Below are 21,695 nucleotides of genomic sequence, written 5' to 3' on the forward strand. Positions count from 1 at the left end.
TAAATAAGCTTTAATGAGCAAGCTTGTTAATAAGCACTTACTTACGTGCTGCTAGTGATTTGTTATAATATAGCGTACAAACTAACTATTCGTTTTAATACTTACTATTTTGGCTAATTAATTATTATCCGTATCCGTATCCGTAAACTCTTTAAACTTGAAAACGCTCATGTCATCCGTATGCCAAGCTCATTCGCGGTGAGCGATTTATCAATTTTATGGTAATTATGCAAGTATAAACAGGTGCTGTCTAATGACTATTCATAATGATGCTTCTTTAAATGACAAAAATTTTAAAGTATTGATCTTGCGTTCAGAAGACAATACTAAAAGTCTAGCCGATCAGCTCGCTACTCTATTAGTCTCAGGTAGTGTCTGGCTCTCAGGTGACTTGGGAGCGGGTAAAACTACGCTTACCCGTTACTGGTTGCAAGCTCTTGGTCATAAAGGCGCGGTCAAAAGCCCGACTTATACGCTGGTTGAACCTTACAGCATTGAGCAAGATGACGATAAAATTAAGCTGGTCTATCATACCGATCTATATCGTGTAGAAGATCCTGAGGAGTTATCTCTTATTGGGTTTGATGAATATCTTGATGATCCAAACGCTTTGATCATTATAGAGTGGCCGAGTCGTGCTGATGACTATCTACCACCACCACTATTATTCATTGATATCACCCAAGGCGTTGATGAATCGCGTCAAGTTGATCTTAGGCTATCAAAAATAGGGCAAGCGCAGGGTTTAGATTTATCAGCATTGCAAATTTAGCTTTTCCAATGCAGCTCTAAAAGTTGGACTTTCAATTTTGCTTGTTCAATAGGCTTTATACTTCTTAAATAACGATACCAGATAGCTATGCCAGATGAAAAACTACAGACCCGTATAAAAAAACTCTCACCGCTATTGATCAATCAATTGGCAGCGGGCGAGGTAGTGACGCGCCCATCGGCTGTGGTCAAAGAGTTACTGGAAAACGCTATCGATGCCAATGCCACTCATATTGAGGTGCGTATCACTCAGGGCGGTATGGGTATGGTTGAGGTGGTAGATGATGGCGAGGGTATTCACCCTGATGATATGGTCATGGCAATCACTCGTCATGCAACCAGTAAAGTCGCTGATGTTGCCAATCTGCACGGTATTAGCACTCTAGGATTCCGAGGTGAAGCACTAGCAGCGACGGCTGCGGTTTCGCGCTTGAGCCTGAATAGTAGTCATGATGACAGCGGTATCGGTCGTCAGCTGCAAGTCTCTGGCGTACTGGCTGATGAGCCAAAGCTAGTACCTGTAGTTCGTACACGCGGCACGACTATTACTGTCAAAGATTTATACTTTAACGTGCCAGCAAGGCGCGGTAATCTAAAATCGATTGCCACTGAATTTGCTCATATCGAAACGATCGTCCGTGAAGTCGCTTTGGCTCACGCTGATGTGGCGCTGAGTTTATTCCACGACAATAAAAAACGCTTATCATTATCTGCTCAGGCGCAAGGTAATAAGGCTAATAGCCTAAGCAATACAGATAATCGATTACCCCTATCTAGACTAGAGCAAGCGCTGGGCGTAGCTTTGGTTGACAATGCACTAGAGGTCAACGTAGATTTGACACCGCTCATGCAGCAAACCTCTGACTCCAATCTACAATATCCAGCAGCTGATTTTATGACTTCTATAGCTAGCATTAGTGGCTGGCTATGGCCAAGCTGTGATGCTCAAGCTAGTAGTGCTCTACTGCCAAAGCTGCTATATATCAATGGTCGTCTGGTCAAAGAGCCACTCATTAGCAATCAGCTACGCCAGCTGGCACAGAGCGAGCAGCTGGGTAGTATGGGTTATGCGCTTTATTTTGAGCTACCGCTGCACTGGCTTAATATTAATGTGCACCCGAGCAAACAACGTATAAAGATCAGTTCTTTGAATAATGTAATGGCGCATCTTAGCCATGCTGTCAGCATGCAACTAAAGAGTATTGAACGTAAAGACAATAGCAGCGCAATTACTGATGTTAATACTGAAACTGATGTTAGTACTAGCAGTCAAAAAGTTCAACACTCCTCAAAAGTAGAAGAAAGCCTACAGCCTTATCGGCACTCAATGGTGGATGAACCATTAGCCCTTGATAATTTAGTTGCTAATAGTTATGCCAAAAGCCATCAATTAGTCGTCAACTCTAAATTAAATCCACGGGTAAATTCTACTGATGATACCGTTGTAGCTAATGCTATAAGTGGTTTTGAGTTGCCTCGATGTTTAGAGGTCATTGATAGCTTAGTCAAGTCACTAGAGTTAGATCCAATAAATAGCCTAAGCCATCTGCCTTGGCTACTATTCTATAGATCAGGTGAGATGGTGCTGATTAGTCAACAAGTTTGGCAGGCGAGCTTAGTCGCATTATTTAAGGTAAGCTCATTAGCTATTAGTAACAACGTGACAGATGCCGCTGATATTAATCAGCAGCTGGTGAGTTATGCGACTCAAATGTCCAAACCTGATTTTATAGCTTTTAAGGCTGATATTGATAATATACTCACCACCAAAGCTATAAAAACTTTAGACAGTGCTCAACTCATAGCACTACTGCTATCTCCTTATTCTCTTTAAGCGCTTATCATGAGCGGCAAAGGCCAGTCTATGTCTTACACATCTAATAACGCTTCTAGTCTTTTGACTACGCGCTTGCCTGAGAATAGCGTGGTCTGTTTAATGGCACCGACCGCTAGTGGCAAAACTGCACTGGCTTATGAGCTATATGATACGAGGCGTTATGAGCTAATTTCGGTAGATTCGGCACTGATATATAGGGATATGAATATCGGCACTGCCAAGCCAACAAACGCTGAGCTGGCACGTTACCCGCATCACTTGGTCAACATTATTGACCCAACGCAAAGTTATAGTGTCGCCGAATTTGTCAATGACGTAGCAGTCCTTATCGACAGCTGTCACCAAAATGGCAAAATACCGTTATTAGTCGGTGGCACTATGATGTATTACATGGCACTGCTTGAGGGGTTGTCGCCAGTTCCTGATAGCGACGATGAAGTGCGCAGGCAAGTTGAACAGTGGCGTCAAGATGATGGCATTGATACACTTTATGCTTATCTGGGTAAAGTCGATGCCATAACTCATGCGCGTCTTAAGCCTACTGATACTCAGCGTATTACACGCGCTATTGAAGTGTACAAACAAACAGGGATAGCGATTAGTGACTGGCAAAAAAAGCCTAAGCAGGCACTCGCACATAATACGAAGCAGCAATGGCACGTATTAGCGGTAATGCCTGATCGGCCTTGGCTACATCAGCGTATTGAGCAAAGATTAGATATTATGTGGGATGAGGGGCTTATCTCTGAGGTTATTGATTTGTTAAGTCGCTACCGATTGACGCCCAATATGCCGTCTATGCGCTGTGTTGGCTATCGGCAAGTACTGGAATACTTAGTACAGAGTAATCATCCCGTATTTGAGCAAGCCCATTTAGACAAAGCCGCGTTTTGTAGTGCGTTTAAGCTAGAAGAAAATGGCACAAAGTCCTCACAAAATATAGACGTTGAGTTTAATGATGATGAAAAAGCGCCGGCTTATACTGACATGCAAAATAAAGCACTATATGCCACAAGACAACTGGCAAAACGTCAGTACACTTGGCTGCGAAAATTGATGCAACTAAAATCAAATACCTCTGTTAATAACCAACAAATAAATTTACAGGTATTTGACTCTATGATAGAGGTAAGGACAAGTTTGCATAGAGATTAATGGGAAATGATTTTTTAAGCTATTGATAGCATATTTTGCTCTGATAATAAGTTGCAAATAAACGCTATAGAAACTGCTATACTGATGACCGCTTTAGCATTTAATTTTAATTGAGCATTATATATCATAATCATTTGAAACAGTTTTTAAGTGTTAGCTATACTAATGCCATTTAAAAACAAGTAGTTAGATGTAAATCTACAATAGCAGTCAAGAAATAACAGTTAAGTGAAATGAAGGCCTATTTGGATACGTTTTACCCATAAAAAACATTTTGTCAGTCTTGTATAATCATTATAATGACCTTAGTGTCACTAAAACTGTTTTCGAACTGCCAATTTTGAGGTCAATACTTGTAACTCTGTTTCATGTTAAATAAGTAAAGCGCTATACTCAAAATATAACATTATAATAATAAGGAGAGATTCCATGTCAAAAGGACAAACCCTACAAGATCCGTTTTTGAATTCATTGCGTAAAGATCGCATTCCCGTATCTATTTTTTTAGTTAACGGTATTAAATTGCAAGGTCAAATTGAATCTTTTGATCAGTACGTGGTGTTACTCAAGAATACTGTCAGCCAAATGGTTTATAAGCATGCCATTTCAACGGTCGTGCCAGCACGTAATCCACGTACTGGCACCGCGGCCAGTAGTAGCAGTGCACAGGCATCATCAACTAGCACGGGCTATCAAGGTAGCAACCCTAGCAGTGGTTTTGAGCGTGGCAGTGCTAATACGGGCACTAGTGGTTTCGAAGAGCGTGGCTTTGCCTCAAACCGTAGTGGCTTCAATCGTGGTGGCTTTAACCAAGGACAGGAGCGCGGTGGTTTTGGACAGGAGCGCGGCGGCTTTGGACAAGAGCGTGGTGGTTTTGGACAGGAGCGTGGCTTTGAGACGCCAGCAGATACTTCAAGCTTTGAAGATAAAGCTAATGATGATTCTGATAATAGCTAAATTCTGAGTAATGAATTTTGTACTCCGTAGAGCTCAAATTTATATTCTCAGCTACTTAGCATTAAACCTACTATCGTAATAGTAGGTTTTTTTATGGCATAATTTTATCTTATGACTTTCGATAATAAGGTACTACCAATACTCCAGCATCTGCGCCTATTTATATCAGCTTTATTATAGTAAAATGCTTTATCAATAATAAGCTTTGAGTGAATTTATGAGTCAGCCCAATCGATCTTTAAGTCATGAGCAGTATATTACCACGGCTATAGAAGCCATCAATACTGAGCGTGCCGCTTTGAGCCTACTGACTGAGCAGATTGATGATCGCTTCGCACAGGCTTGCGATATCATTTTGGCGTGCGCAGGCCGAGTTGTCGTGACGGGTATGGGCAAGTCGGGATTGATCGGGCGCAAGATTGCTGCAACTTTTGCCTCAACGGGCACGCCTGCGTTTTTTATGCATCCAGGTGAGGCAGGTCATGGCGATTTGGGTATGCTAGTCAAAGGTGATGTGTTGTTAGCCATCTCCAACTCTGGTGAGTCCGATGAGATCAAGACTTTGCTACCCGTGGTCAAACGCTTAGGTATTCCGCTGATCAGTATCAGTCGTGACCATCGTGGCATGCTACCAAGTGCAGCTGATATCGTGCTGACATTGGGCAAATCACAAGAGGCCTGTCCGCTGAATCTAGCGCCGACATCGAGCACTACTGCAACGCTCGCCTTAGGTGATGCCTTGGCAGTCGCTTTGGTGCATGCGCGTAATTTCACTTCAGAAGATTTTGCTTTGTCGCATCCTGCAGGCGCGCTAGGTCGTCAGCTATTGACCCGCGTTGAGGATTTGATGCATACCAGCTTCGAGCATCTGCCTATAGTCGATCAACAAGCGCCGCTAAAAGAGGCGCTATTCACTATGAGTCATGGTCGCTTGGGTATGACAGTGGTGACAGATGAAGATAAAAAGGTAGTTGGCGTGTTTACTGATGGCGATCTGCGGCGTGGCCTTGAGAAGGGGATCGATCTTGATACTCCTATCTATAAAATAATGACCACCAACCCGCGTCAAGTCACTAAAACCATGCGCGCATCAGATGCGCTAAGCGTTATGAATGAGAACGCCATCAGTCAATTATTGGTCATGGATGAGCACAGTCATTTAGAGGCCATCATTACGGTACATGATTTATTACAAGCGGGTGTTAAGTAACCGTCACCTATTATTATTTCAATTATAGATAGGGCTTAGAGTACAACAAGTATTTAGAGTGCAATAGTCTTTAAGCTGAAATACCAAAAACATAATTAAAAGTATAAGAGAGCTATTATTATGCAAGACTTGATCAAAAAAGCGGCTCAGGTAAAGCTATTAGTACTGGATGTCGATGGTATACTGTCTAATGGTCAGATTATTTATGATGCCAATGGCGTAGAGACCAAGGCATTTTCAGTACAAGATGGTGTCGGCATCAAGTCATTAGCTCGCTACGGTATTTTGACCGCTATTATTACGGGTCGTAGTAGTCCGATGGTCGATAAACGCGCCCAAGAGATTGGCATCGACTATGTGGTACAAGGCCGTGATGATAAGCTGATTGCGTTAACCGAGCTGTTAGCTAGTATAAAAGATCTTAATATTAGCGCGGCAGATTGTGCTTATATGGGTGATGACTTACCTGATATCAAGGCACTGCAAACCGTTGGTCTTGCCGCGACTGTGCCTAACGCACATTCTGAGGTAATTAATCGCTGCGATATGGTAACCACGCGAGCAGGCGGTTATGGTGCAGTGCGTGAAGTGTGTGATCTGATCCTAAAGGGTCATGGACATTATCAGGACTTTATTGCGCAGTACACTTTAGATGAGTTAGAGCCTACTATGAATAGCCTCAGCGCTAGTATGACAGCCCCAACCAAGACACAGGATAAATAACCGTGAATACTAAGGTGCTGATTGTTTTAGCGTTAATTATTGCTGGTATTGCGGGTTGGTTTTTTCAACAGCAAGGTAAAATAGAGCCGCCAATAAATATTGAAGCATCAGAGGTCGACTATGAAGCGACTGATATAAAAGCAGTCCAGACCAATGAGCAAGGCGAGACTGAGTATGAGCTAAACGCTGAATCACTCACTCACAATCCTCAGACTAATGAAGATGTGATGTCTGGTATTACCATGAATTGGCAGCCCTCGGATGAGCAGCGCTATATTATCCAATCGGGTACCGCGACCATTAACCAAGCGTCTGGCGATTTGCATCTGTATGGTGGCTTTAGTCTGCTTAGTGAAGATAAAGCCAGCTCCGATATAGAGCCGATTAAAGTGACTGGTGCGGCGCTAAAGGGTAATACCAAGTCAAGGCAAGTCTATAGCGATGAGCCCGTCAAAGTTGAACAAGGGCTCAATCGTTTTGAGGCAGCTAGCATGAAAGCCAATCTTGAGACGGGCGAATATGAGTTCGGTCAAGTAGCCGTAAGCTTTACGCCTGCCGAGCGTCAAGATAAAGCGTTGTTTTAATCTAATGCTGGTTATTAAACAGTAGCAGACCCTATTATCAATACTAATTAAAAAAGAGCACTCTTTTATGAAATCAACTCGACTGTCTGCCCTACGCGCGCTACCGATCGTTATGCTACTAGCGCTGCCTATCTACAGCCATGCGCTGCCCTCAGATGCTAACCAGCCGATTAAGCTGTTAGCGGATAAGGCGACTTATAGTGAGCGCACGGGTATTACTAGCTATACAGGTACGGTGGTCATTACCCAAGGTACCTTCAAGATGACTGCTGATGACATTACGGTCAACCTATCACAGGGCCGTAGTATCAATTCAGCGGTGGCGACTGGCCGTCCAGCGACCATGCAACAAGTGGTCACTCAGGAAAAAGGCTTAGCTAAGGGTCAAGCTAATAAGATTGATTATAATGCGGTCAATGGCATTATTACGCTAACAGGCAATGCAAAGCTGGTGCAAAATGGTGCAAGCTTTGCAGGTAACGTTATCCGTTACAGTCTCAAAGCAGGTGATGTAGAAGCGACCGCTGGCGGCAATCAGCGCGTTGAGCTAGTATTCCCGCCGAACAGTAATACTAGCCAGAGTAGTTTGCGCTAATTGCTGTGCTTATTTGAAATTTTGTCTGCCACCGTAAAATAATAAGAGTAATTCATGAGTGATAGCAATACTAACTCTATAGCCAATGCTGATAACAGCGAGCCATCTATACGTTTGGTTATGCAAAATCTAGGCAAGCGCTACAGCAAGCGCTGGGTAGTAAAAGACGTCTCGTTCTCAGTTGAGCAGGGACAAGTAGTAGGTTTGTTAGGCCCTAATGGTGCTGGCAAGACCACAAGCTTTTATATGGTGGTAGGACTGGTCAATATGGACAAAGGCCGCGTTACTTTGGGCAAAATGGATCTCTCCAAATACGCGATGCATGAGCGCGCCCGAGCTGGTATTGGCTATTTGCCTCAAGAAGCCTCTATCTTTCGCAAACTGTCTATCGAAGATAATATTTTAGCTATTCTACAAACTCGCAAAGAGTTATCTGCCAAGGAACAACGCCTTGAGCTTGAAAAACTCATCGGTGAGTTCCATTTACAACATGTCCGTCATTCCCTTGGCATGAGTGTATCAGGTGGAGAGCGTCGCCGCTGTGAGATTGCTCGTGCGCTAGCTGCTGATCCGAAGTTTATACTATTAGATGAGCCGTTTGCTGGGGTCGATCCTATCTCAGTAGGTGATATCAAAGACGTTATCTTAGCGCTAAAAAATCGTGGTATTGGCGTGCTTATTACTGATCATAACGTCCGTGATACTTTAGCTATTTGCGAAAAAGCCTATATCGTCTCCGAAGGCGCTATCATCGCTGAGGGCACACCAAAAGAGATTTTGGATAATGAATTGGTCAAATCTGTCTATTTAGGCAAAGACTTTCAGGTTTAGATTATTCTTGATCGCTTTTAGGTCTGTTTTCTAGAATCGTTTTAATCAATGATGTAGATTATTTCTATCTTTCATCTTGTTCTATTATTGTCTTTAAAAACCCTTATATTGACCCTATATACAAAGGCAAGTCTATTTAATTTGCTTATAGCTATAAGTAAGTTGCCTATCAAATTTTCTTTATATTAATTTTTCTTTATCTATTCTAATGTTAGTGATGACTTTATAACTCATGTCATAATCTCCTTTTATTCATTAAATTTAGTATTTCTGCACCCTATTTCATACTTTATATAAGGCTTAACTGTTATGGCAAAAAATACTAGTAGCTATGTTTGCCAAAACTGTGGGGCGCATTTTGGTAAGTGGGCAGGGCAGTGCTCTGATTGCGGTGAGTGGAATACCTTAGTCGAAGCGCCTAATGTCAGTATGCCCCATCATAATAAAGGCACTGCCAAGCCTAGACCCGCTACTCGTGCTACGCCTCGTAATACAGAGACAAGTAATGCAGGCTCTGGCAACTATTCAGGCACGCACAGCGCTGTCATGCCACTCAATGCGGTTAGCGTCACTTTAGATGCGCGTATGCCAACGGGTATCAGCGAGTTTGACCGAGTATTAGGCGGCGGCTTAGTTGCAGGTTCAGTGGTGCTGATAGGTGGTGATCCAGGTATCGGCAAATCAACTATCTTACTACAGACGGCGACTAATATGGCGCGGGCTGATTCGCTGGCGGGCAGTGCGTTGTATGTCACAGGCGAGGAGTCACTAGCACAAGTCGCTATGCGGGCTAAACGCTTAGATCTGCCAGCCGATAGACTAAGAGTGCTGGCTGAAACCAATGTCGAGACTATCTGTGCCGCGCTCACCCAAGAGCAGCCTGCTATTGCTATTATTGATTCGATTCAGACCATCTATACCGATGCCATCAATTCTGCGCCAGGCGGAGTCAGTCAGATTCGCGAGTCGGCAGCTATTTTGACTCGTTATGCCAAGCAAACGGGTACGGCGCTATTCTTGGTCGGTCACGTGACCAAAGAAGGTACGCTGGCAGGGCCAAGGGTACTTGAGCATATGGTGGATACGGTACTATATTTTGAAGGTCAATCCGACTCTCGTTTTCGCATGATTCGAGCAGTCAAGAACCGCTTTGGCGCGGTCAATGAGCTAGGTATCTTTGGCATGACGGATATGGGTCTCAAAGAAGTTGCCAATCCCTCAGCTATATTTTTGAGCCGCTATGACAAGCCTGTGGCAGGCTCAGTGGTTATGGTCAGTCGCGAAGGTACAAGGCCGTTATTGGTTGAAGTACAAGCGTTGGTCGATGACTCGCAAGGTCAGCCAAGACGAATGGCGCTAGGGCTTGATTTTCAGCGCTTGTCTATGCTGTTGGCAGTTATGCATCGTCACGGTGGTATTCATACGAGTGGTCAAGATGTGTATGTCAATGTCGTCGGCGGGGTAAAGGTCATCGAGACGGGCTCTGATCTGGCGGTACTGCTTGCCTGTGCTTCGAGCATTAAAGAGCGCGCGCTGCCATCCTCATTAGCGGTATTCGGTGAAGTGGGCTTATCGGGCGAGATACGCCCTGTACCTAATGGGCAAGAGCGTCTAAAAGAGGCAATGAAGCATGGTTTTAAGCATGCTATTGTGCCAAAATCTAACGCACCAGCGGCCAATTCAGCTCAATTTAAAGGTATAAATATCATTGCTGTTGAACGCTTAGACGATGCTATCGAAAAAGCCTTTGAGATATAAGTCATTCTAATTTATGAGCTAAAATACAGATTTATAAACTAGAATACAAAAACCGCCAAGCTGATATCAGTTTGGCGGTTTTTAATTGAGCCGTTTAATTGAATAAACAATCAAACTTTATAAATTTACAGTATTAAAAAGTGAGATTAGGGTCCTGAAACGCGCTCGATAGAGACGTTGCCAACACCCTTACTAGTGATGCCTAGTTGTTTGGCCGCACCGTAAGATAAGTCCATCACGCGATTACCATGAAACGGGCCACGATCATTGACCTTGACTACTACGCTTTTGCCATTGGTTTTGTTAGTTACTTTTACATAGCAGTTCAATGGTAGTGAGCGATGAGCTGCAGTTAAGCCATTCATATCGAAAGTCTCACCACTGGCAGTTTTGCGACCATGAAACTTACGACCATACCAAGAAGCAAGACCTGTCTGCTTGAATTTGCTCACTGAGTTTGAAGCGACAGCGGTCAAACGTTCTAATACATCTTCATCGTTAGATGACTGCGAGGTATTAGTAGCTAATAATGAGCTATTGAGCGCCAAAGAGGCTGGTTGACGCGCTGACTTAACCAAACTTGATGCACTATCATGCTGGCGGGTCAACTCACCAAGGACACGATCGATATGAGCGGAGTTGTCTTGCGCAAGAGCCGCTTTTGTTTCAGCCGCGTTAGCAGTAGACGCTATCGTAGAGCCGGCGAATAAACACACTGACACGGTAAGTAAACCAGATAAACGCTTATACATAGTTGAGCCTCTATAACTTAAATCTTAAAATCTGCTTAACCGCTAATGGGTTGTCACATGCTGAACTAAGTCAGATTTTAAGATTTAGTAAGTTTTAATTTATTAATTTGAAGGTTGTAAAACCTAGCGTTGGCTTACGTTCATTGTATTAGTGTTATCACTCATACTTGATTAATTTATATTCTATGATGAATGATTACTAATGAATTATTTAAGTAATAGCTTTAAAATTTTAAGTGCCAACTATACGGATGCGCTACAACTTGAATATAATTAATTGATACCTTTATAGGTATATATGTACAGATTGTGTATAAGAAATACATTAAAAAGAGAGTAACGCAAAATTATGTAAAAAACAAGATTTAAATGATGTAAGTAAAACTGAGCTTTTATCCAGTCTTATGAGTGTGAATGGACATCAGTAGCCCAAAGCCTGCCATCAAAGTGACGATAGCCGTACCACCGTAGCTGATAAAAGGTAGCGGAACGCCGACGACAGGTAAAATACCACCGACCATCCCAACATTGACAAATATATAGACAAAAAACGACATAGCGATAGCACCTGCCAATAGTCGACTATAAGTATCAGGATGAGTAAACGCTATGTATAGTGCTCGCAGTAAAAGGCAGGCATAGACGAACATAAGTAATAGGACGCCAAGTAACCCAAACTCCTCTGAAAATGCTGCGATAATAAAGTCAGTATGACCTTCAGGCAAAAAGTGTAAATGTGACTGCGTCCCATCCAAATACCCTTTGCCTGTCAAACCACCAGAGCCAATAGCTGTCTTAGACTGGATAATATTCCAACCAGCACCTTGGGCGTCGCCCTCAGGGTTGAACAGCGTTAATACTCGAGTACGCTGATAATCATGCAACAAAAATTGCCAAGCAATAGTAACTATCGGTACAGACAACGCCACCGCTCCAGCGATCATCCACCACGATAGACCTGCTAAAAACAATACAAAGAGTCCACTGGCAGCAACGAGTAGCGAGGTTCCCAAATCAGGCTCTTTGGCAATAAGGAGTACTGGCACGATAATCAAAGCCAAAACGACACCGATACTTGAAAACGTCGGCGGCAATTCACGCTTGGATAAATACCACGCACACATCATCGGCATACCAAGCTTCATAAACTCTGAGGGCTGAACGCTACCAAACCCCGGCAGATTTATCCAACGCTGAGCACCCATACGTACTTCACCAATGATATCTACTAACACCAGTAGGACTAGGCCCAGCATATAAAAAATAGGCGTAAAGGTACGATAAATGCTAGGAGGTATCTGTGCCATAACAAACATGACAATAAAGGCCACACCATAGCTGATAACCTGACGCAGGACCATGGCATTATCTTGAATGGAAGCGCTATAAAGGATAGTCAAACCGATACAACAAATAGTCAGTAGTAACAAGGTTAACCAAGGATCAATATGAATGCGTTGCCATAGCGTCGGCTCTTGACGTTGGCCTAAATGATGACTTTGGCGTGAAAAACGATACTGCGGATTAATGGACATAGGCAAAATTTGGTGTAGAGTCTCAAGGTAGATACAATGATCATATTAAATACAATGGCTATATAAGGACAAACCTATAAAATAGTGCTCGTCGTTACTATACAAGTTTAATGGCTTAGCTTATTTAAGAGCACATAAACGCTTATTATTGCGTTTATGTGCCCAAATAATCTGTTAACTGTCTAAAAGTAACTTTAGCGTAATAAAGTCACAATACTATCAAGAACCGTCAGTATAAGTGTTAATTATAAACCAGTTACTACTCATTACGCGGCGATAGTTTAGCCTGCCTTGTAAAAATTTGATAGTATCACAAACAGTATTGATATAAGTTTTTAGGGGTAGCTGTTAATCATGAAAAATATAAACAACCATTGTACTTTGCCTGCACTAAGGCCCCTGTCAACTTGGTTCAAACTGGCAATTAAACCTATAGTAGTGCTTACGATTGGTGCCAGTAGTATCAGCACTTATGCCGCGGTGTTAAGTATCGATAATGAGCGCAGAATTCAAGTTCGCTCAGGAGGCGGTGATACTATCAATGCTTATATTACCTCAACGACTTCAAATACTGTAAACAGTGACAGTATGCAAGGTCTTATCGAGCAAAAACAGCAACAATATGAGTTTGATGCTAGGGTATCAATAGAAGAGAGCAAGCGCGTTTACGTAAGCCCGCCCAGTTATAATACTCGCTATGCGACCGCCTATCCTTCAAGCTACGGCAGCAGCAACAACACTCGCTACGGCTATAATAACACTGCCAGTATGAGTATGGACTTTGGCAGTTGGCTGGGTAGTAATAGCTGGCGAGCTGAACAGGTAAATAATTACAAGCGTTATCTAAGCGCACGGCTAGGAGCGCAAAACGTACCACCGCTGAACCAGCTGCTAACCACCGCCCGTAGCTGGGATAAGTGCGGCTATGAGCCTTACCAATTACCGCCACAAGAGCTTTGGGCAAACATTGTACCGACGCTACGACTCTATAACGATCTAAAATCTCAAGGGGTACTACCAGCCTCAGCTGAGATACGTTCAGTATATCGAAGCCCAAGTCTCAATGCTTGTGCAGGCGGTGCGGATGCGAGCAAGCATATGACTGGAGGAGCGATAGACATTTGGGTGCCTGAGTATCAGGATGACTTATGGCGTATCAGCAAGCTACAAGATAATCTATGTCAGTTTTGGCAATACCAAGGGGTCGGTTACAACTTTGGTTTAGGTCTATACTCGACAGGTGCTATTCATTTAGATACCGAAGGCCATCGCAAGTGGGGTTTTCAGCATTCCAGTAGTAGCTCAGCGTGTCGTTATTGACAATAAGTTCTAAAGCCCGTGCTACTTAAAACGCTCTAGCATAAGAGGTGTCAGTATCTGACAAGTTAATTGACGGGCAAGTCACCTATAGTAGACGAATGTTGGTGAAATTATGATTAAAATGGACTTACAAATAGTAGCCGCTATAGTAAGTGTAATTTATGAATAAAGTAAGTCTAATATTATTAACCAACACCAGTCTCTACCCGCTAAAAAAACACTATTCTCTAAGCTCAAAAATAATGCGTGTAAGTGGTAGTAGTATTATGACTTGCACATTATTATTAACCAGTGGTTGTTTGGCTGAGAATACTAGTGAAGAGCTTGCCGATACGACTACTAAAGAGGCGGCTCTTGAATTACAAAGACAGCAAGATATCGCTGACATTGAAGACAACATTATCAACTCTTATGCACGCCTAGCGGCCAAGCGCCCTGATCTGTGTCCCAAGATACTGCAAAAAGAGACTGACAATGATGTGATAGAACGAGTAAACGAGGTGATGGTGGACAGTTCTTGTGACTACTATCTATATCCAGAGGTCAATCAACGCCTCAAAGTTACCCTTAATACGGATCAAATTGAAGCGCTGCTGATTGTACCGACCTTGCACAATTTCGCTAACGGCGATTATCTAGTGGAGTCCTATGATAAGCATGTGATTCGGCTGAACTATATTGGATCTAAGTATAAGCCTGAGCGCCTCAATTATGATGTAAAGATTGAAGTCAAAGAGTAGTCGCGCTTTAGAAAGTTGTCGTCATATTTTTATTCTAAATCTGCATTCCAAGGACTATCTTGTCCTACGGTCACGATCAAGAACTTGTCAGGGTTAAGGGTATCATTCAAGGTTTGATTGACATCGGTAAGGTTAACTTTATCGATACGATTCATATAGTCCGTCAAATAATTATCAGGCAGCTGATAAAAATTCATCATACCTAGTAAATTATTGATACCTGCATTACTCGCAAAGCTCATCGGAAAGCTGTTTTTTAGATTATCAGTAGTTAGTCGCATCTCAGACGCTGTTATCCCTTGGTCTAAAGTATCATCTATCACTTTTATACTGGCGTCTATAGCGGTGCGAGCTTTATCATTACGCGTTGAAAAGCCGATTTGATAAGGGCCGCGCGTCAGCATTGGACTCATTGAGCCTGATATGCCATAAGTAAGCCCAAGGTTTTGTCTTATCTCAGTCATGAGCCGCGCATTAAAGTCGCCTCCTGCTAGCACCTCATTACCCACCGCAAAGTTTGTCTGCTGTTGCTGAGCTTGCGCGTCAGTGGCGCGTTTATTACCTAATTGACCCATCAGCACCGTGGTCTGGGTACTTGGAAAGTCGATATGAATACGCTGAGCTGTTCTCAAGGCTTTGGGTTCAGGTAGCGTGCCTGCGGCTTGACCAAGCGGAAGGTTGGCTGTAATAGTCTCAGCAATCATACGTGCTTGCTCTAAAGTCATATTCCCCGTCATCGCTAGTGACGCATTTGCCGCTACTAAATAGCGATTTTGAAAAGCGATTAAGTCTTGGCGCTCAATACTTGGCACACTCTCAAGAGTACCTGATGAGGGGTGAGCATAAGGATGATCGCCGTACAAGGCTTTGTCAAAGGCAAGGCTGGCAAGACTGCCAGGATCTTGCTTTTGCTGTTGTAATCCAACTAATAATCTGGCCTTGTTACGCGCTAGGATCTCTTTGTCAAAGGTCGGTGTCGTTAGCATCTGAGTCATCAGATCTACAGCAGGCAAGAGATGCTCGTCATCAGAGAGACTACGCAAGGATACGATAAACATATCTTTATAAGCGCTGCTGTTTAGGTTGATGCCTAAAGTCTCAACCGCGCGAGTAAAGTCATCCTCCGCTAAATTTTGCGTGCCTTGGGTCAGCATAGTGGCGCTCATGCTGGCAATACCAAAGCCATTTGAATCATCCATGCGTACATCACCATCGCGAGCGCTACCTGCGTTAAAGCGCAAGTCAATATCGACGATAGGCAGAGCCGCTGCCTGCACGAATGATACGCGCACGCCAGCTTGAGTCGTGAAGTGCTCAATACTAGGAACAGTAACGCTCAAAGGCTGGACATCATCAAGGCTAGTGAGCGTCGCTAGGGCTGCGATAGGCGCGTCAGCATCCACCATAGCAGCCGCTCTCTCAGATTCAAATGCAGCTTCAGCCGCATGCGCTTGCATATTTAACGCTGCAAAACTCATGAATAGAGCTGCGCTTAAAGCGGATAACGATTTATAATTTGGGCTTGATGTTTTATTAATGGATACTTGATTACTTGATATCTTATTAACAGTAGCGGTTATTTTTAATTTTGACATTATGGTTTCTTCTTATTTACAGACTGGATAGCGATATTTTTAGAGGTATTGATAAATGGTGATTAAAATGTATAGCAAGGTTAGGGCTATTTTTATTTACTCGCTGAGTCTTTCGGCGGTATCACCTGCATCACCGTCAAATTATCATTGACCAAATACTTTTTACTAGCCGCTTGAATATCCGCGACCGATACGCGATCTAACTTAGCAGGTAAGCTGGCAAGCAATCGATCATCGAGACCGATAGACTGCATGGATCCAATCATCCGCGCTTGTCCTGCCATGCTGTCTTGCGCGTACACTAGGCTTGTGACAGTATTTGTTTTGGCGCGATTGATCTCATCCGCTGCGATAGGGTCTATTGCTAATTTATTGATCTCATTAGTAATAGCTTGTTGCGCCTGCTCTAAGCTGACGCCTGCGCGGGGTGTCGCTTGAATTAAAAATAAACCGTCACCACGATCTAGCAGGTCATAGGAGGTGCCAACAGTGGCAAGCAGACCTTGCTCGCGAATGAGGCGACTCTCAAGTCTTGCTGATAGACCACCATCTAATACGTCCTGTGCCAGTGATAGCGCATAAGCTTGCTTTTCATTAGCACTGCCAATAGTCAGCAAACTTGGTACGTTGTAACCCATCAATAATACTGGCACTTGTACCGCTTGCTCGGACTCTACTTTTTTATAACCGCGAAACCCTTGCTGGGTCACTGCTGGCCGCGCTGGCAGCTCGCTTGGTGTCAGCTGACCAAAATAGCGTTTTACTTGTGCCAATACCTCACTTGGCTCTACATCCCCTACGATAACCAAAGTTGCATTATTGGGCGCATACCAAGTGCTATACCAGTCTTTTAGCTCGGGTAAAGTGATAGATTCCAGCTCATTCATTGGCCCAATGACTGATTCACCTTTAGGGCTATCAGGCATTGCGAGCAATCGAAAGGATTCGTACGCTTTTGCTAAAGGGTTATCATCGGTACGCTGACGGCGCTCCTCCATCACCACCTGATGCTCCTTAGCAAATTCACTTTCATCAAATAACAAATTGGTCATTCGATCCGCTTCTAGCTCTAATGCTAATGGCAAGCGATTAGCTGGGAACAGCTCATAGTAGCCTGTGTAATCGTAGCTAGTAAAAGCATTATTGGTGCCACCAAATTTTGCAATCAAACGCTCATAATCATCGCTAGATACTGCACTGGTGCCCTTGAACATCATGTGCTCTAGCAAATGCGAGATTCCGCCTTTATCGATTGGCTCATCGGTAGAGCCGACGTTATACCATATTTGGGTCATCACCACAGGCGCGCGGTGATCTTCTTTGACAATGATTTTAAGCCCGTTATCCAGCTTATACTCATGACGACCAGATAGGTCTATAGCCAAGGCCGACGACGCCTCATTATTTTGCATAGCAGCTACAGTACTGGGTGTAGAGACATCTGAGGTAAGCGTTTGGCAAGCACTAAGCGCGGTGGTGAGTGCTAAGGCAAAAGCTACCTGTAAGATATGAGATGACGACATAGACTTTTCTACTTATAAATGATGATAAAATATGAGCGTTCAATTTGAGTATTAAAAACTAGAGAGCTTTTGCTATATCAGTAATCAAAATTGCGGTAGGCTCTAACGCTCTTAGCGTACTACAACCCGATACCGAAAAACATGATATCGATAAAACAAGGGTATAAACAATTTTATTCAATGATGAGTCCATCCTATACAATACTTAAAAATTGGATTATAAAGACTTACTCGCGCCAACCATAATGCTAGCTGTGGGTTTAAACTCTTGCGTAGTGCTACAGCCAGTCGCAGATACCGTTATAATCGTTAGCAAAACGGCTGCGCTTATAGCGGTGACTTTATGAGTTAGCTTTTTCTTAGAAGTTGATAACATGGCTTTTCCTTATACTATTATGAGCCCGTCAAACATGCAAACATGGCGTAAGCATAGGGGATAACTGGCAAACTTAAGGTCATAATTTTGTGTCCTAATCTTAAGCTCATCTTACTCAATTGAATAGGATGAATGCTGAGCATACCTAGAGTTATGCTAAACTAGGCAAAATACAATTTATACCAAGCGCATTTTATTATAAGTCAAAATCACTGAATAAAAACTCTTGATAATATTTAGGTCAAATTTATGAATAATACTAATAATAGCAGTCGTGTCGTCATTAACCTTGACGGCAGTCTTGATGAATTAGATGACGATGATATCACGCTACCCAGTATGCCTGCGCAGTCTGTCGCTATTGTTGATGAGCCTGACGCTGCAACCGTAGAAGATAGTAAAGATATAGTCGATAGAGACTTATCTAGCGTAACAGCGGTAGGCAATATAGCTCTGGGTGCTCCTTTGATTACGCCTGAGCTTGATAAGACCCAACTTGATAAGAATGAGCAGGTTGCGATTAGCCATCACAATGTTGAAGATGAATCAGCGCAAATTGATATACCGAAAATGCCGCTACAGGCACAGTTAGGAGATAATGCCGACTCTGCAACAGAGCAGCAGGATGATGAGCCACAAGGCAGTCAAAAAGGCAGCTGGTTCAATCGGATGAAGTCGGGGCTGAGCAAATCGCGTAAGAATTTGGCTGGCGGTATGGTCAATATCCTAATCGGTGGTAAAGAGATCGATGATGAGCTGTTAGAAGAGGTCGAAGATCAGCTATTGGTCGCTGATATCGGGGTCAATGCGACCAATCGTATTATCAAGAATTTGACCGAACAGACTGATCGTGGTGATTTGATTTATGCGCATTCGCTCTATAAAGCGCTGCAAACGGAGCTGGTTGATATTCTCACACCTAAAGTCGCGCCCCTAATAATCGATACCACCAAAAAGCCCTTTGTGATTTTAGTAGTCGGAGTTAATGGCGTAGGCAAAACTACCACTATCGGCAAGCTGGCTAAGCGATTACAAGGCGAGGGCAAGTCCGTAATGCTAGCCGCTGGTGATACTTTCCGTGCGGCGGCGACCGAGCAGCTACAAATATGGGGTGAGCGCAATGATATTCCAGTGGTCGCTCAAGGTCATGGCTCAGATAGCGCCTCTGTTATTTTTGACGCTATGCAGTCGGCTAAAGCCAAAAACATCGATGTGTTAATTGCGGATACGGCTGGACGCTTGCAGAACAAAGCCTACTTGATGAATGAGTTGGAAAAAGTCGTACGGGTTATGCGTAAAGCTGATCCAAGTGCGCCGCATGAAGGGATGATTGTTCTTGATGCAGGCACAGGCCAAAACGCGATTAATCAAGTTGAGCTATTTAATAAAGTTGTGCCGTTAACAGGGATTGCCATTACCAAACTCGATGGTACCGCAAAAGGTGGTGTCGTCTTTAATATTGCTGAAACTACTGATGTGCCTATTCGTTATATAGGAGTCGGTGAGTCGATAGATGATCTACGCGCCTTTAGTCCTAAGCAGTTCGTCGCCGCCCTGTTTGAGACCGATGATAAAGAGTAAAAAGTATTGGTTGATACTTGAGTCTTTTGTATAAGGGGATGATAAATGATGATGACCGTAACTATTACCAAGCTGCAAACCTATATCTTGGCCCTAATCGTAAGGCAGAGCGAGAGTGATTTTTCGAGTACAGGCGCGCCACAGCTTGTTGAGATGAGTTGGCTCTCTCATGATGAATGGTGGACAGACTCAAAATCATTTGCCAAGCTTAAAGCTCATTATAAACTCGTAGATAAAGATTTTAAGTTTATTGAAAAGCACAATTTAGTGAGGACTGATCCTGCTCAAGCGGTATTATTAGACGCTATTATGCAAGTCGACGAATACGCGCAGGAAGAGAGAAAACACTTTGATTTGCCGTTAGATCTCTCTTTAGGTACTCAGTTTCAACAGCGCGTATGGCGAGAGCTGCAAAAGATCAAATTAGGTGAGACAATAAGTTATGCTACTCTAGCAACACGCATTGGCAATCCTAAAGCCTATCGTGCAGTCGCCAATGCGAACAGCAAGAACCCGTTTAGCCTTATCATTCCGTGTCATAGAGTGATTGCTAGCGATGGCAAACTTGGCGGCTATACGGGTGGTCTGGATAAAAAGGAGTATCTACTTGCTTTGGAAGGAGTTAAGTGTAGGTCTTAATTTATTTCTTTACCTAATAAAAAAGCCAAATGCTTTGATAGCATTTGGCTTTTTTAGTTTAAACTTTTGATTCTCAACACCATTACTCTTGGTTCTCAAGCTCCGCCATCACCGCGTCAGAGAAATTCACATTGCTATAAACTTCTTGCACATCATCGGCATCTTCTAACATATCGATCATTTTCATAATCTTTAAGGCGTCATCGACATTATCGATATCAGCGCTAGTTGAGGGTGACATCGTAACCTCAGCATTATCAGAGACTAGCCCTGCATCGTTTAGCGCATCTTTGACTTGCCCGAGATTTTCCCACTCGGTGATGACTAGTAATGTCTCGCCATCGTTCTCTATGTCAGTAGCGCCCGCATCTAAGGCCACTAGCATAACTTCATCCTCCAAGCTGACATCGTTGAAGCTAATTTCGCCACGCTTAGTGAACATATAAGCGACAGAGCCTGATGTACCAAGATTACCATCACATTTGGTAAAAGCATGACGTACTTCACTGACCGTACGATTGAGGTTGTCGGTCATTGTCTCGACCAATACGGCCACACCGCCAACACCATAACCCTCGTAGCTGACCTCATCCATATTGTCATTGTCACCGCCGCCTGTACCGCGATCAACCGCGCGATTAATCGTATCGCGGGTCATATTGACTGAAAGGGCTTTTTCGATAACGGCACGCAAACGTGGGTTTTTATCGGGATCGGGATCACCTTGCTTGGCAGCTGAGACAATCTCACGAATAATTTTGGTAAATACTTTGCCTTTTACGGCATCTTGACGGGCTTTACGATGTTTAATGTTTGCCCATTTGGAATGACCTGCCATATTATATCCTTCGGTTTACTTAGCGATTAAAACCTAGATTCAATACGAATCTAACAAAGCTACGCTATCTATTAAAATAAAAATTGTTAATAAAATCTAGTGTTTTTATAGAAATTAAGAGTTTTTTTATAAGCTAGTGACTATGCGCCTGCATCATAAGTATAGAGATCTTAAAAGGCTGTCTACTTATATCGCAAGCTTACGCTCAGGGTAGCGATTTGTATATTGTTGACAGCTGTTTTTTGTTACACTGTGGCAAATAAGATGCGACTAGTTGAACAGGCGTCTATAAACATGCGAGCTAGTATAAATGACTTTTGCATCGTTTGGCCACTCTGATTTAATCCTGACAGTTACACCCTATATCATTCAGCA

At 43.2% G+C, this 21,695-nt stretch carries 20 protein-coding genes; 14 read left to right on the top strand and 6 right to left on the bottom strand.

All coding sequences use genetic code 11. The features are described 5' to 3' along the window. Positions 1-253: 253 nt before the first annotated feature. The 10 genes from tsaE to radA all read left to right on the top strand — a co-directional run bounded on the left by tsaE (position 254) and on the right by radA (position 10,421). A complete protein-coding gene (gene tsaE, locus ACR63T_RS05710; RefSeq protein ID WP_472785054.1) occupies positions 254-772 on the top strand; it encodes a tRNA (adenosine(37)-N6)-threonylcarbamoyltransferase complex ATPase subunit type 1 TsaE in 519 nt (172 codons plus the stop codon). An 87-nt stretch (positions 773-859) separates the two neighbouring features. Then, on the top strand, positions 860-2,605 hold the full coding sequence (mutL, locus tag ACR63T_RS05715) for a DNA mismatch repair endonuclease MutL (RefSeq protein ID WP_472785055.1): 1,746 nt from the start codon (positions 860-862) through the stop codon (positions 2,603-2,605). Between the two features lie 30 nt (positions 2,606-2,635). Then, positions 2,636-3,763, top strand: a complete 1,128-nt coding sequence (miaA, locus tag ACR63T_RS05720; RefSeq protein WP_472785056.1) for a tRNA (adenosine(37)-N6)-dimethylallyltransferase MiaA — start codon at positions 2,636-2,638, stop codon at positions 3,761-3,763. A 429-nt stretch (positions 3,764-4,192) separates the two neighbouring features. Beyond that, complete coding sequence (gene hfq / locus ACR63T_RS05725; protein WP_201573067.1) at positions 4,193-4,720, top strand: RNA chaperone Hfq; 528 nt, start codon at positions 4,193-4,195, stop codon at positions 4,718-4,720. A 217-nt stretch (positions 4,721-4,937) separates the two neighbouring features. Continuing rightward, complete coding sequence (locus ACR63T_RS05730) at positions 4,938-5,930, top strand: KpsF/GutQ family sugar-phosphate isomerase (protein ID WP_201573070.1); 993 nt, start codon at positions 4,938-4,940, stop codon at positions 5,928-5,930. A 120-nt stretch (positions 5,931-6,050) separates the two neighbouring features. Then, positions 6,051-6,653: a KdsC family phosphatase gene (locus tag ACR63T_RS05735; RefSeq protein ID WP_472785057.1), complete on the top strand. Its 603-nt coding sequence runs from the start codon at positions 6,051-6,053 to the stop codon at positions 6,651-6,653. A gap of 2 nt (positions 6,654-6,655) precedes the next feature. Further along, the gene (lptC, locus tag ACR63T_RS05740; RefSeq protein WP_201573074.1) at positions 6,656-7,237 is read left to right on the top strand and encodes an LPS export ABC transporter periplasmic protein LptC; all 582 of its coding nucleotides are present in this window, start codon (positions 6,656-6,658) and stop codon (positions 7,235-7,237) included. 67 nt (positions 7,238-7,304) lie between these two features. Beyond that, positions 7,305-7,832, top strand: a complete 528-nt coding sequence (gene lptA, locus ACR63T_RS05745; RefSeq protein ID WP_201573076.1) for a lipopolysaccharide transport periplasmic protein LptA — start codon at positions 7,305-7,307, stop codon at positions 7,830-7,832. A gap of 120 nt (positions 7,833-7,952) precedes the next feature. Beyond that, positions 7,953-8,663, top strand: a complete 711-nt coding sequence (gene lptB, locus ACR63T_RS05750) for an LPS export ABC transporter ATP-binding protein (RefSeq protein ID WP_305900278.1) — start codon at positions 7,953-7,955, stop codon at positions 8,661-8,663. A gap of 309 nt (positions 8,664-8,972) precedes the next feature. After that, positions 8,973-10,421: a DNA repair protein RadA gene (gene radA, locus ACR63T_RS05755; protein ID WP_305900068.1), complete on the top strand. Its 1,449-nt coding sequence runs from the start codon at positions 8,973-8,975 to the stop codon at positions 10,419-10,421. A 146-nt stretch (positions 10,422-10,567) separates the two neighbouring features. Here the strand turns inward: radA and ACR63T_RS05760 are convergent, their stop codons facing one another. Both ACR63T_RS05760 and rodA read right to left on the bottom strand, forming a co-directional pair. Further along, a complete protein-coding gene (locus ACR63T_RS05760) occupies positions 10,568-11,173 on the bottom strand; it encodes a septal ring lytic transglycosylase RlpA family protein (RefSeq protein ID WP_201573080.1) in 606 nt (201 codons plus the stop codon). Between the two features lie 392 nt (positions 11,174-11,565). Beyond that, positions 11,566-12,708: a rod shape-determining protein RodA gene (gene rodA, locus ACR63T_RS05765; protein ID WP_305900069.1), complete on the bottom strand. Its 1,143-nt coding sequence runs from the start codon at positions 12,706-12,708 to the stop codon at positions 11,566-11,568. Between the two features lie 354 nt (positions 12,709-13,062). Between rodA and ACR63T_RS05770 the strand changes: the two genes are divergently transcribed. Further along, complete coding sequence (locus tag ACR63T_RS05770; protein WP_472785058.1) at positions 13,063-14,028, top strand: D-Ala-D-Ala carboxypeptidase family metallohydrolase; 966 nt, start codon at positions 13,063-13,065, stop codon at positions 14,026-14,028. Positions 14,029-14,294: 266 nt separating this feature from the next. Beyond that, entirely contained in the window at positions 14,295-14,768 is a 474-nt protein-coding gene (locus ACR63T_RS05775) for an EscV/YscV/HrcV family type III secretion system export apparatus protein (RefSeq protein WP_201573084.1), read from the top strand. A 29-nt stretch (positions 14,769-14,797) separates the two neighbouring features. On the opposite strand, the gene ACR63T_RS05780 is transcribed toward ACR63T_RS05775, so the two are convergent. The 3 genes from ACR63T_RS05780 to ACR63T_RS05790 form a co-directional block, all read right to left on the bottom strand. Further along, positions 14,798-16,363 carry a M16 family metallopeptidase gene (locus tag ACR63T_RS05780; RefSeq protein WP_472785059.1) on the bottom strand — a complete coding sequence of 522 codons (1,566 nt, stop codon included), beginning with the start codon at positions 16,361-16,363 and terminating at the stop codon, positions 14,798-14,800. Positions 16,364-16,455: 92 nt separating this feature from the next. Next, positions 16,456-17,886, bottom strand: a complete 1,431-nt coding sequence (locus ACR63T_RS05785; RefSeq protein WP_201573089.1) for a M16 family metallopeptidase — start codon at positions 17,884-17,886, stop codon at positions 16,456-16,458. Positions 17,887-18,103: 217 nt separating this feature from the next. Beyond that, entirely contained in the window at positions 18,104-18,262 is a 159-nt protein-coding gene (locus ACR63T_RS05790; RefSeq protein WP_201573092.1) for a hypothetical protein, read from the bottom strand. Between the two features lie 249 nt (positions 18,263-18,511). Between ACR63T_RS05790 and ftsY the strand changes: the two genes are divergently transcribed. Further along, positions 18,512-19,843, top strand: coding sequence for a signal recognition particle-docking protein FtsY (ftsY, locus tag ACR63T_RS05795; RefSeq protein WP_472785060.1), 1,332 nt, complete (start codon positions 18,512-18,514; stop codon positions 19,841-19,843). Positions 19,844-19,888: 45 nt separating this feature from the next. Further along, on the top strand, positions 19,889-20,482 hold the full coding sequence (locus ACR63T_RS05800; protein WP_472785061.1) for a methylated-DNA--[protein]-cysteine S-methyltransferase: 594 nt from the start codon (positions 19,889-19,891) through the stop codon (positions 20,480-20,482). Positions 20,483-20,564: 82 nt separating this feature from the next. Here ACR63T_RS05800 and ACR63T_RS05805 read toward each other — a convergent pair whose 3' ends face one another. Further along, positions 20,565-21,320, bottom strand: a complete 756-nt coding sequence (locus ACR63T_RS05805; protein ID WP_201573096.1) for a YebC/PmpR family DNA-binding transcriptional regulator — start codon at positions 21,318-21,320, stop codon at positions 20,565-20,567. Between the last annotated feature and the right edge of the window lie 375 nt (positions 21,321-21,695).

The organism is Psychrobacter sp. M17(2026), from assembly GCF_055699815.1.

Bases quoted from the DNA above. Each gene is read 5' to 3' on its own strand.
- tsaE (WP_472785054.1), top strand. From the start codon at position 254: ATGACTATTCATAATGATGCTTCTTTAAATGACAAAAATTTTAAAGTA.
- mutL (WP_472785055.1), top strand. From the start codon at position 860: ATGCCAGATGAAAAACTACAGACCCGTATAAAAAAACTCTCACCGCTA.
- miaA (WP_472785056.1), top strand. From the start codon at position 2,636: ATGTCTTACACATCTAATAACGCTTCTAGTCTTTTGACTACGCGCTTG.
- hfq (WP_201573067.1), top strand. From the start codon at position 4,193: ATGTCAAAAGGACAAACCCTACAAGATCCGTTTTTGAATTCATTGCGT.
- ACR63T_RS05730 (WP_201573070.1), top strand. From the start codon at position 4,938: ATGAGTCAGCCCAATCGATCTTTAAGTCATGAGCAGTATATTACCACG.
- ACR63T_RS05735 (WP_472785057.1), top strand. From the start codon at position 6,051: ATGCAAGACTTGATCAAAAAAGCGGCTCAGGTAAAGCTATTAGTACTG.
- lptA (WP_201573076.1), top strand. From the start codon at position 7,305: ATGAAATCAACTCGACTGTCTGCCCTACGCGCGCTACCGATCGTTATG.
- lptB (WP_305900278.1), top strand. From the start codon at position 7,953: ATGCAAAATCTAGGCAAGCGCTACAGCAAGCGCTGGGTAGTAAAAGAC.
- radA (WP_305900068.1), top strand. From the start codon at position 8,973: ATGGCAAAAAATACTAGTAGCTATGTTTGCCAAAACTGTGGGGCGCAT.
- ACR63T_RS05760 (WP_201573080.1), bottom strand. From the start codon at position 11,173: ATGTATAAGCGTTTATCTGGTTTACTTACCGTGTCAGTGTGTTTATTC.
- rodA (WP_305900069.1), bottom strand. From the start codon at position 12,708: ATGTCCATTAATCCGCAGTATCGTTTTTCACGCCAAAGTCATCATTTA.
- ACR63T_RS05770 (WP_472785058.1), top strand. From the start codon at position 13,063: ATGAAAAATATAAACAACCATTGTACTTTGCCTGCACTAAGGCCCCTG.
- ACR63T_RS05775 (WP_201573084.1), top strand. From the start codon at position 14,295: ATGACTTGCACATTATTATTAACCAGTGGTTGTTTGGCTGAGAATACT.
- ACR63T_RS05780 (WP_472785059.1), bottom strand. From the start codon at position 16,363: ATGTCAAAATTAAAAATAACCGCTACTGTTAATAAGATATCAAGTAAT.
- ACR63T_RS05785 (WP_201573089.1), bottom strand. From the start codon at position 17,886: ATGTCGTCATCTCATATCTTACAGGTAGCTTTTGCCTTAGCACTCACC.
- ACR63T_RS05790 (WP_201573092.1), bottom strand. From the start codon at position 18,262: ATGTTATCAACTTCTAAGAAAAAGCTAACTCATAAAGTCACCGCTATA.
- ftsY (WP_472785060.1), top strand. From the start codon at position 18,512: ATGAATAATACTAATAATAGCAGTCGTGTCGTCATTAACCTTGACGGC.
- ACR63T_RS05800 (WP_472785061.1), top strand. From the start codon at position 19,889: ATGATGATGACCGTAACTATTACCAAGCTGCAAACCTATATCTTGGCC.
- ACR63T_RS05805 (WP_201573096.1), bottom strand. From the start codon at position 21,320: ATGGCAGGTCATTCCAAATGGGCAAACATTAAACATCGTAAAGCCCGT.